14 protein-coding genes are annotated in these 15,769 nt (G+C 44.3%); 1 reads left to right on the top strand and 13 read right to left on the bottom strand.

What is annotated here, in order from left to right; translation table 11 throughout:
* Positions 1 to 52 precede the first annotated feature (52 nt).
* Both J7E78_RS23085 and cls read right to left on the bottom strand, forming a co-directional pair.
* Positions 53 to 961, bottom strand: a complete 909-nt coding sequence (locus J7E78_RS23085; protein WP_215078350.1) for a YitT family protein — start codon at positions 959 to 961, stop codon at positions 53 to 55.
* 345 nt (positions 962 to 1,306) lie between these two features.
* Positions 1,307 to 2,746, bottom strand: a complete 1,440-nt coding sequence (gene cls / locus J7E78_RS23090) for a cardiolipin synthase (protein WP_215078351.1) — start codon at positions 2,744 to 2,746, stop codon at positions 1,307 to 1,309.
* A 376-nt stretch (positions 2,747 to 3,122) separates the two neighbouring features.
* On the opposite strand from cls, the gene J7E78_RS23095 reads away from it, so the two are divergent.
* On the top strand, positions 3,123 to 4,481 hold the full coding sequence (locus tag J7E78_RS23095) for a hemolysin family protein (protein WP_091033797.1): 1,359 nt from the start codon (positions 3,123 to 3,125) through the stop codon (positions 4,479 to 4,481).
* A gap of 117 nt (positions 4,482 to 4,598) precedes the next feature.
* Here the strand turns inward: J7E78_RS23095 and J7E78_RS23100 are convergent, their stop codons facing one another.
* The 11 genes from J7E78_RS23100 to J7E78_RS23150 all read right to left on the bottom strand — a co-directional run bounded on the left by J7E78_RS23100 (position 4,599) and on the right by J7E78_RS23150 (position 15,760).
* The gene (locus tag J7E78_RS23100) at positions 4,599 to 6,188 is read right to left on the bottom strand and encodes an alpha/beta hydrolase family protein (protein ID WP_215078352.1); all 1,590 of its coding nucleotides are present in this window, start codon (positions 6,186 to 6,188) and stop codon (positions 4,599 to 4,601) included.
* A gap of 58 nt (positions 6,189 to 6,246) precedes the next feature.
* The gene (locus J7E78_RS23105; RefSeq protein ID WP_215078353.1) at positions 6,247 to 7,347 is read right to left on the bottom strand and encodes a DUF1648 domain-containing protein; all 1,101 of its coding nucleotides are present in this window, start codon (positions 7,345 to 7,347) and stop codon (positions 6,247 to 6,249) included.
* A 23-nt stretch (positions 7,348 to 7,370) separates the two neighbouring features.
* Positions 7,371 to 7,766, bottom strand: a complete 396-nt coding sequence (locus J7E78_RS23110; RefSeq protein ID WP_215078354.1) for a GntR family transcriptional regulator — start codon at positions 7,764 to 7,766, stop codon at positions 7,371 to 7,373.
* Between the two features lie 214 nt (positions 7,767 to 7,980).
* Complete coding sequence (locus J7E78_RS23115) at positions 7,981 to 9,054, bottom strand: AI-2E family transporter (protein WP_251035208.1); 1,074 nt, start codon at positions 9,052 to 9,054, stop codon at positions 7,981 to 7,983.
* Positions 9,055 to 9,229: 175 nt separating this feature from the next.
* Positions 9,230 to 10,021, bottom strand: a complete 792-nt coding sequence (locus J7E78_RS23120) for an ABC transporter permease (protein WP_036668933.1) — start codon at positions 10,019 to 10,021, stop codon at positions 9,230 to 9,232.
* Entirely contained in the window at positions 10,014 to 10,922 is a 909-nt protein-coding gene (locus J7E78_RS23125; RefSeq protein WP_215078356.1) for an ABC transporter ATP-binding protein, read from the bottom strand. The genes J7E78_RS23120 and J7E78_RS23125 overlap by 8 nt, the downstream gene beginning before the upstream one ends.
* A 32-nt stretch (positions 10,923 to 10,954) precedes the next feature.
* Positions 10,955 to 11,206, bottom strand: a complete 252-nt coding sequence (locus tag J7E78_RS23130) for a hypothetical protein (protein WP_143760279.1) — start codon at positions 11,204 to 11,206, stop codon at positions 10,955 to 10,957.
* 251 nt (positions 11,207 to 11,457) lie between these two features.
* Positions 11,458 to 11,979 carry a hypothetical protein gene (locus J7E78_RS23135; RefSeq protein ID WP_215078357.1) on the bottom strand — a complete coding sequence of 174 codons (522 nt, stop codon included), beginning with the start codon at positions 11,977 to 11,979 and terminating at the stop codon, positions 11,458 to 11,460.
* An 84-nt stretch (positions 11,980 to 12,063) separates the two neighbouring features.
* Positions 12,064 to 12,648: a VanZ family protein gene (locus J7E78_RS23140; protein ID WP_215078358.1), complete on the bottom strand. Its 585-nt coding sequence runs from the start codon at positions 12,646 to 12,648 to the stop codon at positions 12,064 to 12,066.
* 10 nt (positions 12,649 to 12,658) lie between these two features.
* Positions 12,659 to 14,818, bottom strand: a complete 2,160-nt coding sequence (locus J7E78_RS23145) for a WD40/YVTN/BNR-like repeat-containing protein (protein ID WP_215078359.1) — start codon at positions 14,816 to 14,818, stop codon at positions 12,659 to 12,661.
* Positions 14,819 to 14,839: 21 nt separating this feature from the next.
* Positions 14,840 to 15,760: an LCP family glycopolymer transferase gene (locus J7E78_RS23150; protein WP_215078360.1), complete on the bottom strand. Its 921-nt coding sequence runs from the start codon at positions 15,758 to 15,760 to the stop codon at positions 14,840 to 14,842.
* Positions 15,761 to 15,769: the final 9 nt, after the last annotated feature.

Consider the following 15,769-nt stretch of genomic DNA (forward strand, 5'->3'; position numbering starts at 1 on the left):
ACTCCCTCATCACAAGGGTGTCGGCTATTATCATTCATGTGTATATCAATCGCTAATGGATACCTTTTTTCTTGAAACGTCCGCCCTTCACATCATGAATGTTACCGATCGCCACAAAGGCCTGCGGGTCCCAATCTTCAACGATGGATTTCAACTTCGCTTCTTCCAAACGAGTGATAACAACAAAGATGATTTTCTTCTCATCACCGCTGAATCCACCCTCTCCATCCAGGTAAGTAACTCCACGACCGAGACGGTCCGTCAAGGCTGAACCAATATCACGATACTTCTCACTGATGATCCATACAGATTTGGATTGATCCAGTCCTTCATTCACAATATCAATCATTTTCATCGCAATGTAATAGGCAATCATGGAATACAGGGCATTCGGCCATCCGAACAGGAAACCTGCTCCCGCGAAAATAAATACGTTAATGAACAATACGATCTGTCCTACAGACAACGGTGATTTCTCACTAAGCAAGATGGCCACAATCTCCGTGCCGTCCAGTGAACCGCCAGACCGAATAACAAGTCCAACACCCACACCAAGAATCAGCCCCCCAAACACGGCTCCAAGCAATGGTTCCCCCGGTGTCAATGCAGGCACGTGGTGCAACAACGCAGTCCCTATGGACATCACCACGATCCCTAGCAATGTCGATAACGCAAATGTTTTACCAATCTGTTTGTAACCCAGAATCAGGAATGGCAAGTTAAGCAAGGTCAGGAATATTCCGAGTGGCAGATGCGTTACCTCTGACACCATAATCGAAATCCCTGTAATTCCCCCATCAATGACGCCATTGGGCACAAGGAATATTTCAAGTGATACAGCCATCAGTGCAGCACCAATCAGAATCATTACAATACGTTGCAGCAACTTTAATGTAAACACCGAGCTTTTGACACCCCGGTCAGGCTTGGATGTCAGTTCTTTAACCGTTACATTGGACATGGTATCCCCCCCGTTGGATCAGTATGTGAATCCATTTCATATATCGTTTAAGTACCGAGAGGAAACCAGCATATAGAAGAAACGTATCGTTCAGATTCTGTACGCACCCTGTAATTAAAGCACCTAAAGGTTATATGAAATGTATTCAAGATTGTCTTAATTCCGGTTTACACTTTCAAAAGAGAGCAAAAGGGAGCCTGTTTTCCCGCAGACTCCCCTCCTTCGCCAAGACATGATTTATGTAACTATTATATCATAAAAGATCAAATGTGAGCAAAATACTTAGCAAAAAGAAGATAAATTCACAAAAAGTGAACTTATCTTTAGAAATCAGCCCTAAATCGGCTAAAGAAGCGGAGAAAGCATGCGAGAAAGCATTTCCGCGCCTTTTTGCCACCGTGAACGCTTCTGAAATCCCTCCCCATCGATCTGACTGCATTCCCCGAGATCACGTTCAAAGTCAGTGATCAAACGACGAATCGCAGAGGACTCGAACAGGACAGCCGTCAACTCAAAATTGCAAAAAAAACTGCGCATATCCATATTGGCCGTGCCTACCGTTGCAAGCAACGCATCCACAATCATCACTTTGGCATGTACAAAACCTTTACGATATTGGAAGAACTCAACACCTGCTCGCAGCAACTCCTCCACGTATGAAAGTGACGCCAGATGCACGAGCTTGGAATCGGATTGATAAGGAATGATAATTTTTACATCAACTCCACTGACAGCAGCTGTTTTGAGTGCCTCATACAGCGCAGGATCAGGGATAAAATAAGGTGTGGTAATGTAAATCCGGTCACAAGCTACCGAAATAGCGCCAAAACACATTTCCTGAATGGCATCCCAGTCCTGATCCGGCCCACTGGCCAGAATCTGAATTCGCTCTTCCCCGCTACAGATATGGGGTGGAAATAATTCTGCAAGCTGGGGTTCGGTAATTCGCTCACCGGAAGCCAATTTCCAGTCGTTAAGGAACGTACTTTGCAGAAAATATACGGCATCTCCCTCAATCTGCACATGTGTATCACGCCAGAAACCCACCTCTGGATATTGTCCAAGGTAATCATCACCTACATTAATGCCACCCACGAAGCCAACCCGTCCATCCACAACGACAATTTTACGGTGATTCCGGTAGTTGACTCTTCGGTCAATCGTTGCAATCAGTGGCGGTAGAAAATAATGAAACTCCACACCTGCATCCTGCAGTTTGCGGATAAAATTCCAGCTCATCTTGTGACTGCCGAGACCGTCACAAATAAACCGAACCTTCACACCCTCCTTTGCCTTGCGTATCATGACATCCTGAAACTTCGTACTGATCACATCATCACGGAAAATGTAAAATTCCACATGCAGATGGTGCTTTGCTTGTTCCATTTCCCTCAGCATTGCTGCAAATGCCTCTTCACCATTTGTGAGCACTGTACTGTGGTTACAACCTGTAATCGGGCTCTCCGACAGATGGGATAACAGGTTAAACAATCGATGCTGGTGACTGAAACGATCGCCAGGCATCTGTTCGACATCTCCAATGATGTGGGCTTGTTCCCAGATCGTTTCCTTCATTTCACGGAAGATGCGCGATCCACCCTTGCGGAGTTTTTTTCGTTTGTTATAATCCTGCGCCACGAAATAGTACACTACAAAACCGATCAAAGGCACGCAAAACAAAATAAACAGCCAAGCCACAGCTTTAGCCGGATTACGAAATTCCAGCAAAAGAATTGTGGCTGCCTGGAAAATAAATACGAATAATATAATGACCAACCAGAACATTCGGCTTCCTCCTCAAGTGGCAAGCTTCATGACCTTGCCTTTCTCTCACCTACACAGCTTTGACGATTATGTATACAGCTAATCATAGATACCCAATGTACCCCCTATTCGTAACGTTTACTTAGATAAAACTTTACATAAGCAGACGGAATACTTGATTCTGGAAATTCAAATTTCTACTTCGTTCATTGTATATTCTGACTGTGTACCCTTCTACATATCAGATTTATCATGGAACAGATTCGCATGGTGACGCCAATCTGCTCATTCCACCTTCCAGACTCTTCCTCATTTCTTTGTCTGGAGGTGGTCTTCTTACGTAAAATTAGATATAATAGTCGTTAAAAACTTATTACTTAAAGGAGAACAGTAGTGAATGGACAGTGAGAGGTATGCGTTAAATTTAGTATTGGTTGCGATTTTGATAGGACTTTCGGCGTTTTTTGTCGCAGTGGAATTCGCTCTGGTACGGGTTAGACCGAGCCGGATCGACCAAATGATTGCAGAAGGAAACAAACGTGCGCTGGCTGTTAAACAAGCCGTTGCCAATCTGGATGGCTATTTGTCCGCCTGCCAGCTTGGAATCACGATCACATCTCTGGGACTAGGCTGGCTGGGTGAACCAACGGTAGAGAAGATTCTCCACCCTGTGTTCGAAAGCATGCAAATTCCTGAGGCGGTTTCTTCATTCTTATCGTTTGTAATCGCGTTTGCTTCCATCACGTATCTGCATGTTGTGGTTGGTGAACTCGCTCCAAAAACGATTGCAATCCGGAAAGCCGAGACTGTTGCACTACTGACGTCTACACCTATCATCTGGTTTAACCGAATTATGTATCCTTTTATCTGGCTGTTAAACGGCTCAGCGAACCAACTGGTGAAACTGTTCGGAATCAAACCTGCTTCTGAACATGAAGATGCACACTCCGAAGAAGAGTTGCAGATCATTATTAATGAAAGCTTTGAAAGTGGTAAAATCAACCAAGCCGAATTCGGTTATGTAAGCCGGATCTTTGCTTTTGATGAGATGTTAGCCAAAGAAATCATGGTACCCCGGACCGATATGGTCTGCCTTTATGTGAATAGAACAAACGAGGAAAACCTGGAGATCATTCGTGAAGAACAATATACCCGTTTTCCAGTAGTGAATGAGAGTAAAGACGATATCATCGGTATCATTAATACGAAACAATTCTTCCTGGAACTTTACGGAAACGATGAACCTGTTGATCTATCCTCCCTGATTCAGCCTGTATCGGCTGTTCACGAAACAACTCCTGTGAAGGATTTGCTCAAGAAAATGCAGAAGGATGGCGTACACATCGCCGTACTGGTCGACGAATATGGAGGAACTTCCGGAATTGTAACCATCGAGGATGTGCTTGAGCAGATTGTTGGTGAGATTCGCGACGAGTTCGACGCAGACGAAGTGGAAGATATTCAAGTCATCAATGAGAACTATGTTATTATGGACGGTAAGGTTTCCTTATCGAAGGTGAACGACATGTTTATGTCCAGCCTGGATGCAGATGAGTGGGACACCATTGGTGGATGGCTCTATAGCCATCGTCCCGAGATGAACGAACAGGAAGAATATGAGTTCGAGAATCTAATCTTTGTTTTGCTGGAAAAAGACAAGAATCGGTTCTACAAAGTGGCCGTTGTTCCCAAGGAACCACTGACCATGTCTGATTATACCGATGAAGACGAGAAAGAGTCCAATTGGTCTAAATAAAGGAACTTATAAATAAAAGGAGGAGCACTTGCCTATATTGGTAAGTGCTCCTCTTCTTATATATCGCCCCATCCGTCACTTCTCCCTGTTATCAATCAAGAATGGAACTCCCGTTTTTTAGTTTGATTTTAATACCCACTTCGCAATATCATCAATAATGGCTTTGGAGACATTAGATGGCTCAGTGTACTCTTGACCAATTGAAAGTTCATCATAGCTGGATAAAAGATGATTTACCTTTGGATAGCTATTGTACGTTACATTGGAATGACCTTGAAGAGACGATTTCCAGGTTTGGAATTGATTCATAGATACTTGCACATCGTTTTCGCCTTGGATAACAAGCATAGGTGTATTTTGTGTTCTAGCCAGTTCCGCAGGCACATAATCTCTCTGCTCAAACCACCAATAAGCAGGTTGAAGTGGAAACGCCTCAGGAAGATGATCTACAGAATATTTTGGATCTTTGACCATCGCAGCCACATTTTTATAAAAATCAGCTTGCCCTTGAATGACATCCGTGTCTAAACCTAGCTTCTTCATCCGCTCTACCAATTCATCCTGCTGCTCGGTAAGCACATCCACAAAGCTACTACTTGGTGCAGCAAGTAGAATACTTCCTGCAATATCATGTTGTTTATCCTCAGCAATGATTAACGGCATTGCAAACCCGCCTTGACTATGTCCAGCTACAAAAATCGCTGTAGAATCAATATGTGTATTCTTTTTAAGGAATTCCACTGCATCATTTACCTGATCTACGCTCTCTTGTTTTAATGTGAATTTAGGCTGTGAAGCCACCTTGTAGGTATGCTCATACGTGATCTTATCGTATCTTAATACAGCAACGCCTTGTGAAGCTAAACCTACCGCAAGATCGCGAAACGGCTTTGCACCACCAATGGCAGCATCTTGATTGCTAGGCCCAGATCCGTGTACCAGAATGACAACCGGGAAAGGTCCCTCTCCCTTGGGCAAAGTTAATGTCCCTGGCAAAGCTAGATCACCCTGACCAACCGTAATGTCTTGTTCTGTATAGGCAGATGGGTCGTCGTAGCTTGGTTTTTGATACACATCTGGAGTAGCGGCGGCAATATGCAAATCATCCACAAGTCCGTTATGATTCATTCTGACCGTAATATTTAAACGAGTTAGCTCTGTCTTAAAAGTATAGGTAACATTGCGATGCACGGTATTATTTTCTACGTGTTTAGCTATGGCTTCACTTGTAATTTTGCCATTTTGTCCTTCTAAAGCTCCCCATAGCTGACTCAACATCTTCGGTGACAACACTCCACTCACAGAGGTATGAACATACTTGGCGGCCTCCTTGCCATCGCCCTCACTTATAAGTGAAATGAATATGTCCTCAGGTGCTGCCTTCAGCGTCTCGGTCAGAAATCCCCCCTCCATATAGGTAACTCCTTTCGTTAACTGAACAGGATTGTCTAAGGATATGGCTTGCCCATTCACCATCGCCTGTTTCTCTCCTACCTTAACTACAATCGTAAGCTCACTTTTTCGTATTGTGATTTGTCCTGTTTTTTGTTGCCAAGATACCTCTGCCCCATTCTTTTCTGCAATCTCACGAATAGGAACAAGATTTTTACTACCAGCGGGTTTTTCAGCAGCTTCTGAGATGGATGTCACCGGAAGGATAAGACCTACGAAAGTAAGAGAAAGTAATAGCTTTTTCCAATTGTTCATTGTAATAACTCCTCCTAATAATTAATTTCATCTATTATATGCATAGAATTATGAGCTTTTATTGGCTCAGAACTCTGCTTAAAACAACAATAGCAATAATGAATAACACTAGGACCCAAGATAGTGGACGAGCGAAGTTAATCGTCCAGCCTATTCCATAACGTTTTTCTACGGTAAAAGAAGGATCATTGGCATTGAAGTAAATAAAGCCAAGCTTCCAATAATCATCGTCATTCACAGGCTGCTCCTTGGACCGTTCGCGATCTTCCTGATGATTCCTAATTTTTCCACCGCCTTGTCTGCCTGTGAGAGACAGCAATATAACCCCTAATAAGATCGCCACTGAAGTGATCAGACTAATCACAGTTAACAAGACTTGATTAGGAACGAACATATTGATCTGAATGAAGGCAAATAAGATGGTAAGAAGCAGGCCTGTTATGATCGTAAATAGGGACCACTTACGGCGGAATCGGATATGATCAGCAGCAAATTGGGCAGGATTAGATGGAGTAAGCTGTTGCTTGCTTGTTTTAATACTCCAGTTCATCAACATCATCAGTGCAATGATTCCTAGCTGTACAAGGTTAATAGCCAGTACCGAAAGGTAGGTTTTGGGCACACTGGAAGTGACATGGCCCTGAAGATCATATTTCATCGGAATGACGTTAGGTAGTGCGTTATAATTCAAGATTGTAATGATCGCAATGGCTACAATAATAGCAATGTGAACGAGAAACCAATAGTTGGAATAGGTGAGTTTATTTTGGCGGAAGGTGGTATCGATTTTAACCCTTGGAGATGACTCTACAGTTGTAAGTGTTTCTTTTATCTTTTTCATCTTGAAATGAAATAATATGTGTAGTGCGGCCCAGTACACAATGAATATCATTGTGCAAACACCGGTAATCATTGCGGTAGACTCTTCATTGGCAGATCGGGGTACATACAGACAAGCAAGAATAATTAACCCGTTTCCGATCAGACTTACTGTAGCAAACGTTCTCCGGAGCTTACGTAAGACTGGTGTGTAGTAATTATATTGACTTACCGTAACCCCAAAGCTAATTGTTTCCCTTGTCAGATAGGGTGCAAAGGATAGAAGTAAGGCTAATGGAACAAAGATTAAAATGATAGGCAATATACTAAATAGCTGCATACATAACACACTCCCTTGATCCTTTATTCTTTGTTGTGGCCCATCTTCACATCATCATACATTTGGTTTAACACCGTAGATAGTTCCTCTTTGGTCATTCCACGACAGATCGCTTCGGCAATAATCGGTCTTAATTCACTTTGCTGCTTTTTCAAAAAAGCATCCGTTAGACCAGGCATTCCATCAGGGTTCACTACAACTCCCTTTTGTCTATGAACCAGAATGTATCCATCTTGCTTGAGTAGTGTATAAGCCTTGTTGACGGTGTGAAGGTTAACACCGATATCTGCGGCCAAATTCCGAACCGAAGGTAACGCCTCACCTAGCTGTAACTCACCACTAGCAATGCCTTCAATAATCTGATAAACAAGTTGTGAATAGATGGGAAGTTCGGATTGCATATCCAGTTGAATAATCAAGAGTTCACCTTCTTTTTGTTATCTGTTATATATTAAATATAACAGGTATAACAATAGTAAGCAATATGTATAAAAAAAGCCGCATACCAATGGTGAGGGCAAACTTACCTGACCCTTCAGCGTTGGTATGCGGCTTATCCTGTTGAGCTTATTGGAGTGATTCAATAACAAACATTAGTAGTGGCACATGACAGCGTTGTATTTCAAATTCCATTTAAGTTTCAGTCTTATCTTCGACAATCCGATAATGGATTTTGCGAACTATAATTTTTATAATCATATACAGGGGAATAACGATGATCATACCCAAGATATTTCCCAGGTCAGCACCCACGAGCAAAAGAATAACGGTAGTCAGTGGATGAATATCGAGCTGCTTGCCATAGACATATGGAGAGATCAGGTTATCCTGAATTTGCTGTGCGATTACAATGATGACTAGTGACCAGATCGCCATCGAAGGTGATTCGATAAACGCAACAATGACAACCGGAATAGCTGCCAGCAAAGCACCCACATAAGGGATGAAGTTCAGAATAATGGATACAACCGTCAAGAGAAGCGCATATGGCAATCCAAGAAAGAGAAAACCAATATACATCAGGATACCCAAAGCCACATTAACAATGACACGGCCTACAATATAGCTGCTTAACGCTTCATCAATTTCATGAACCATTTCTTCGCCATCCTTACGATAATGTCTGGGAAGTAATAGGGTGAGGTTGGTTCCAAATTTCCTGCCTTCCTTGAGCATGTAATACAGCATAATCGGGAACGTAGCCAGAATGATGACCAGATTGGACACCACCGAGAACAATCCGGATACATAATCGGTTACCGTTGTAACCCCTTGACTCAGAAATTCGGAGAAACGTGAGAACAGATTGGAATCCTCAGGCAGATATCTGGCAAGAAAACCACTCCTCTCGAATTTATTCAACTGATCTTTGAGCGAAGTGACCAATGCCGGAGCATTCTCCACAAAATTCATCAATTGTTCACGCAGGGAAGGCCATACGAGCACACTAAAACCTGCAAGTACTAATGCAATTACGACATAAATAATCAGAACTGACAATGCACGCTTGATCTTATGCCTTTCCATATAATCGACGAGCGGACGGAGCAGATAATAGAAAAACCCGGCAATCAGCAGCGGAATAATAATGATGTGAATTAGTGAGGTCAGGGGGTTGAAAATAAAGTTCACTTTATCCCCCAGATACACGATGAGCAGCAGCAGAATAATCGCTGTGCATATACGGTAAAACTTGTTGTTTATCAAGAAACGTAATCCCTCCATACGCTGCTCTGCCAAATTGACTGCGGCGGTAATATGTATATCTAGTCATTTACTTATGATACTAAGTACCCTTAAATAACAGCCATGCCACAGGCGATGCTGAATATACCCTTTTTTTCTTTCCAAAACAGCATTGGAGCAAAAAAAGAAGCAGGCGTTAGCCTGCCACATCTCTTTTGCTGAATACAACCCAGGAAATTACCATGAAAATAACGTAATACACCGCCAGAACTGCAATAGAGAAACCCAGTGTCATTCCTGCACTTGGACCACCCATTAGCGCAAAATCCGCCCCGGAGGTCATGTATTTGCTAAGATCCATGTTGTTGAACAGAACATACTTGGCCCACTCATAACGGACCGGATTGAATATGAGTGAGAAGATACTCTGTGAGAACATAATGAACAAGGATAATCCAATCGCAAGTGCGCCTGAACGAAATACGGAGGACACCATAAAGGCAATCGCAAGTGTAATGAACAGATCAACGTACAAATATCCCCATAACGTCAAAGCATTCGTAGCCGGACTACTGCTTCCTCCCGGAGCATCATGCGAGAAAAGGATATAAGACGTTAGCATGGCCATCGCGATGATTAGCAATGTACTGACAATGCTGAAGCCAACTACGGTCAAGTATTTGGAAGCCAGAACTTTGCTTCGTGACCATGGACGGATCAGCAATAGCTTAATGGTTCCCCAGGTAAATTCGCCCGCGACCGATTCCGCTGCAATCACAACACAGAAGATCGTGTTCAGGAAAAACGTAATCTGGATGGTCGTTACAGCGGCTTCCCAGTACAAAACTTCATTGGACCCCATTCCTTCTCTCAGTAACACTGGCATTAATAGCGAGATCAGCGCCAGAATCGATAACATGATCCAGGTACGGGGACGACGGAAAATTTTCATATTTTCATTCAATATCAGATTACCGAAACTACCCAATGCCTCCACCCCCAGTGACTTGCAAGAATTGTTCTTCCAGGGTGTGAGTCACGTTACGAATACCGTATACCTGAAACCCTTCGCTAACCAGCTTGGCATTGATATCCGGAATCTGCTCACGAGACACTCGCATCACCAGGACACTGCCCTGTACGATAGCACCCTGAATCAGATCCGCAGCGCGGTCAGCATCATTCAGCTCAAAAGCAACTTCGATTAATGCATCCGAACCGGCTTCAGCCCGAAGGTTTCTTACATCGATCAGCTTGCCATTCTGGATGATGGCCACCGTATCACACATCAGCTCCATCTCTGACAACAAATGACTGGATACAAAGACCGTAATGCCTTCCTCTTGGGTGAGCTGACGCAAATAATCTCTCAGTTCACGTATACCCTGTGGGTCCAGACCATTGGTCGGCTCATCCAGTACAAGCAGCTTCGGTTTATGTAATATCGCTTGCGCGACACCCAGACGCTGGCGCATGCCCAGTGAGTAGGTTTTGACCTTATCGTGAATACGAGCCGTAAGCCCCACACGCTCAATCGTTTCCGCAATACGTTCTTTCGTAACTCCTGGCGACATGCGGGCAAAGTGAACGAGATTCTGGTACCCGGTCAGAAACTTGTACATTTCCGGATTTTCCACAATAGCTCCTACTTGAGCTACCGCCTTCTCAAATTCATTCTTCACACTGTGTCCCGAGATGAAAATGTCACCTTTACTGATGGACATCAATCCAACCATCATCCGAATCGTTGTTGTTTTCCCCGCGCCATTAGGTCCTAAAAAACCAAAAACCTGCCCCGGAGAAATATCCAGAGTCAGGTCGCTGACCAATGATCGGGAGGATATGATTTTGCTGACGCCCTGAATCCGGACGACCGGCTCCTGCTGCATTCAATCCCCTCCTTCATGGACGAGCACATAACTCATGCCCGTTTCTCATATGAACATAGTGTATCATAATCTTTAGTATATTGTCCCGCAAACTGGGATTTCCCCTGACGTTTCGCTTCAACTACACACGCTTCACAGCATCCAAGCGGCATTTCACTCCGGTAGAATCCGGTGCGAAATACGTGATTGCCTCCATTGCCCTCTTCCTTCATTTCGACAGAGCTTCTAGTGACCGACACAATCATCCCACAACTGACACAGTAAAAGCGGCCCGTTTCGATCAATAATATTCCTTCCCCTCACAAGGAGCTTAGAAGTCCTTGTTATTTGTCGTTAGAAGCTGAAAATTGATACATTTTGTATCTATCTCGTAATTTACTTGACACCGGAACTAATGTCAAGGCTTTACAGCCATAAAAACAAGCAAAACGCAAAAAAAGCTCCATAAATGCGACAAAAGTCTCGCATTTACAGAGCCTCATGTTAGGTAAATGATACAATTCGGTTCAATGTATGGATTAATATTATTTCCTGATTAGTCACTATTGTCGACCTGCGAGGTATTATCATTTTTCTGATTTGGATAATACCAGAGTAAGGTCCACTCATCGCCATCCTTTACCAGATAACAGGTCTGCAAAATATCGAATTGGCCAAAGGTCCCTGAGTACTTCTGGGTGACCCGGATTCTGAAGGCTTCTGAGAATGGCTTAACGCCATCGATCACGGTTACATCAAACTCGCGCTCCGGCTTGTCCATCTCCAGTTCAAAGGTCTCCACGCCAAAATGTTGCATAAATATATGTGCTCTGTTCTGTACGTAAGCACTCTTGGGAAACCGCTCTTTCATCAGGGGATGAAAGAGTTCCCACGAACTGCCGAAGTCACCCGTCTGCTCATATTTGTAAAACTCTTCGGCAACAGCAGCAGCTCCATCCGTTGTATCTGCCTGAAACAGATACGGAATAGTTCTGGCAATCAACCACAGCAATATTACAATGATCGCGATGAACCCGATCTTTTTGAGCAAAACATTCCGGTTCCTTCTTCGCAGCATGTCCAGTCCTCCTTGTCCTACTCCATACTTATGATGGATGGCAGACAAGTAGAAGTTGAACGATACATCTAATTTCCTGGGAAATCACTCACTGTGAATGGAAGTCCGCTTTCCCTTCCTGATCCTTCGGATAATGGACTGAAGTCCTGCATATATGGCAATCCCACAGCAGCCGCCGAGCAAGTCTACTCCAACATCACGTATAGAGCTTGTCCGGTCCGGGCTGAACTGCTGAATATACTCATCAATGGAGGCTATAACGAACACCACAGCCAGAGCAGAAACGATACTGGTCACAAGGGATGCTCTCCTGTATCGCAGCCCGCCGTACACAAGCACGGCGAGCACAGCGTATACAAATAAGTGCGCACTCTTGCGAAAGATGAACTCTGCAAAATCATATGGCCTCTGCTTCAGCGAATACTCATACTCCCCGTAAGTGAATTGCACATCAGGAAGGGTAAAACCGATGTGCAATTTTTGAGACCATTTATGAAGCCAAGGCTGAATGTCTTGCTGTTGAGAGGATTGTGTGGACATGGACCAGATGACCAGAATCCAGATCACAATCAACAGCAGAGTAATGAGAAATCCGTACGTTCTTCGTACATGCTTTTGTCTCGTGCGCCCGGAGCCCTCCTCCATCATTTTGATCTTCACCACTTTCATATCTCTCTCGTTATTCTATTGATCCAACGTACATACCTCTGCCATTCGTACCTACATATACCTGACCATAGATTTGACGGTCTGCCGCCATAATTTGCGGTTCATTGCCCAGCCCAATTCCAGTACCTAAAGGACCTATATTGTTCCAGGTTATCCCCATATCATCTGAACGGAAGAATCCATTCACATGATTTACGGTGCCATATACATAGACGGCTGGGACAAATTTGCCTGGCTGAGCCTTTCCAAAGGCAAATAATTTAGAATTCTGCACACCCTGGATCCTGGAAAATGTATTTCCCGAGTTCGTCGATGCATATAGTCCTTCGGTTCCCAAACTTACCCATACAGCATTCGCCACACCAGGTGCAGCCTCGACTTTAATGAAGCTTGTATTGATATCCGTATTAACAGGAAGGCGAACCGTATTGGCTTTGGACCAGTTGGCACCAGCATCCGTTGAGCGATACAGATAACCGGCAGCATACATATAAAATTTATATCCATTGATGCGATCTGCAGCCAGTGGATGATTATAGGCGAAGACCATTTTCCCTCCGATAGCCTGAAAAGGAGCACCATTCATATTTTGCCATGTTGCGCCACGATTCGTGCTTCTGACCGGATTACCGGTCTGGGGGTAATAAACAATTACATTTGGATTGATGGCCGAGTAAGCAACCCTGCCCAGTTTGGAGCCAGCCGGAACATTCATTGGAGTTACGGTAACTCCGTTATTGGAAGAGACAAATAAACGTGTGGTCGTACCATACCAGTCACTGCTTCCCAGAAATATCATGTAATTCGGATTTGCTTCATGATAGTCAATACTCACAATTTCTCGCATACCCGCGAGCGGAATTTTATTAAGAGGAACATCAGATACATTCTCATGTCTAAATCCGACCTGATCCGTTAAACCACTAAAGAATGAAATACCCTGAGGGGGTGTGGATGCAGTGAGTGCGACGACTTCTTCATGACCATCGGTAATGGCTTCCCAGGTACTCGCAGTACTTCCAGTCAATCCATTGGTACCATTGATGTTGTCTGTCTTGTATACGCCAAACCAGTCTGTAGCATATACGGTGCCCGGCTTATGTGGATCGAAGTTGATACTGGATGTTGCTGAGAAAAACATGTTGGGTGTCCACCATGACGGTTTGGATACCAGCGTTTTGCTCACTGTTGTCCAACTCTGTCCGCCATTAACGGAACGATACAGCGGCAGATTATCTCCGCCTGTTCGAACGGCTGCCAGGATGTGATTATCATTATTGGGATCAATCGTGATTCCATAATAAGATGAGTAACTGGAGCTGGGTGTTATATTCGTCCACTGCACACCATTGAACTTGTAGACGCCTTGATTATCCGTGGTCACATACAACGTGCCGTTCTTCGCCACAGTCATACGGGCAGGATATTCGGGGCTTCTCCCGGTAAGTTGCCAAGTGGTCTGCCCATTGCTTCTTGGTGCTTTGCTATACACACCAATGCCGCGAACCCCCGCATACACAACTTGACCTTGCTTCGTCACGGGATTCAATCCATAAGCTACACTCCGAATTCCCTCACCGGATAGCCCGCTAGGTACATCCCATACCTTGCTCCACGTGGCTGCACCATCACTGGAAGTGTACAATCCATCATATCGTGTACCCACGTGCAGGTAATTGGAGTTCGTGGGATTAACTGCGATGCTCTCTCCCATGGCACGATGGATATTTCCATTCGATTCATTCCGAAGATTGAGTCCGGTTCGAATCCAAGTCTCTCCACGATCAGTGGATTTCAGAATATCGCTCGGCCCCACATTCCCGTACTTACCTGCCGCGATATACACGATATTGGGGTTTTGCTGATCCAGCGCAATCCCATCCACACCGTACAGATTGCTGTCCTCATCTCCGAAATGATCAAGTAGCGGGACCCAGTCTCCTGAGGCTTCATCCAACCGATAGGCTCCTCCAACGTCAGTTCGAGTGTAAACCAGATCAGGCTCAGTCGGATGAATGACCACCCCCGTAACGTACCCCCCACCACCAATAGGTATATTCTTCCATTGATAGTTTTGAGCTGATTGAACATAATTTGTACTTGCCGGTATCATGAGCATATACATTAGTAGCACAATCAGGGACAATTTCAATAGCCTGGAGATACGCATCTGGTTCACCGCCCTATCCGATCATTTTAAATGTTCTTCAATCATCTGATGTATCCTGTCTCGTTCCGATTGTTCCACGATATAGTAGTACACTCCATCAATTTTCTTGCCCGTGCCTTTGATCTCAACAGACTCGATATGATTCAGCACCGGGCGGTAATTGGAGAACATCTGCTTCATTTCATCAAAGGTAACGTCAGTTCTCACGTGAGCACTCACTTGATCCAGCAACGTCTCCAGTTGCAACACGTTGGATACCTGAACCGCATTCTTCAGCACTTGTTTGATAATCTCCCGCTGACGGTCATTCCGCCCGAGATCCCCCTTCGGATCATCATAACGCATTCGCGAGAATCCCAAAGCTGCTGCACCATCCAGATGAATATTTCCCTGCTCGAACCGATAACCCTCATAGTCAAATGCAAACGGGTTATTCACATCCACTCCACCCACCATGTCGATGACCTGTGCAAAGCCCTCCATATTCAATTTCATGTAGTAGTGTATGGGAACGCCAAGCAATTGTTCCACAGTCTGCACAGACATGTTAACGCCGCCAAAAGCGTAAGCATGATTGATCTTATCCTCTGTACCATGTCCTACAATACTTGTTCTGGTATCTCGGGGGATGTTAAACATAAGTGCGGATTGTTTTGCAGGATTAACACTTAATACAATCATGGTGTCGGAGCGCCCCCGATCATTCATACGTTCATCCACACCCAGAATCAAAACATTAAAAGGTTCTTCTTTCTCCATGTCCACAGGGAATTCTCCCCCACCCCGCTGGTCTACAATAGATACTTGCTTGATGGGTTCCCGGGGTTCATACATTTGATCCGCCGCTGATTTAACATGCGAATACAGATACACAGAATATCCAATCATGACGACTGCTACAAGGGAAATGACACCTAACGTTATTTTGATCCCGCGTCTCATGTTATGGCC

It is taken from the genome of Paenibacillus polymyxa (assembly GCF_018614975.1).
Lineage (GTDB): Bacteria > Bacillota > Bacilli > Paenibacillales > Paenibacillaceae > Paenibacillus > Paenibacillus polymyxa_E.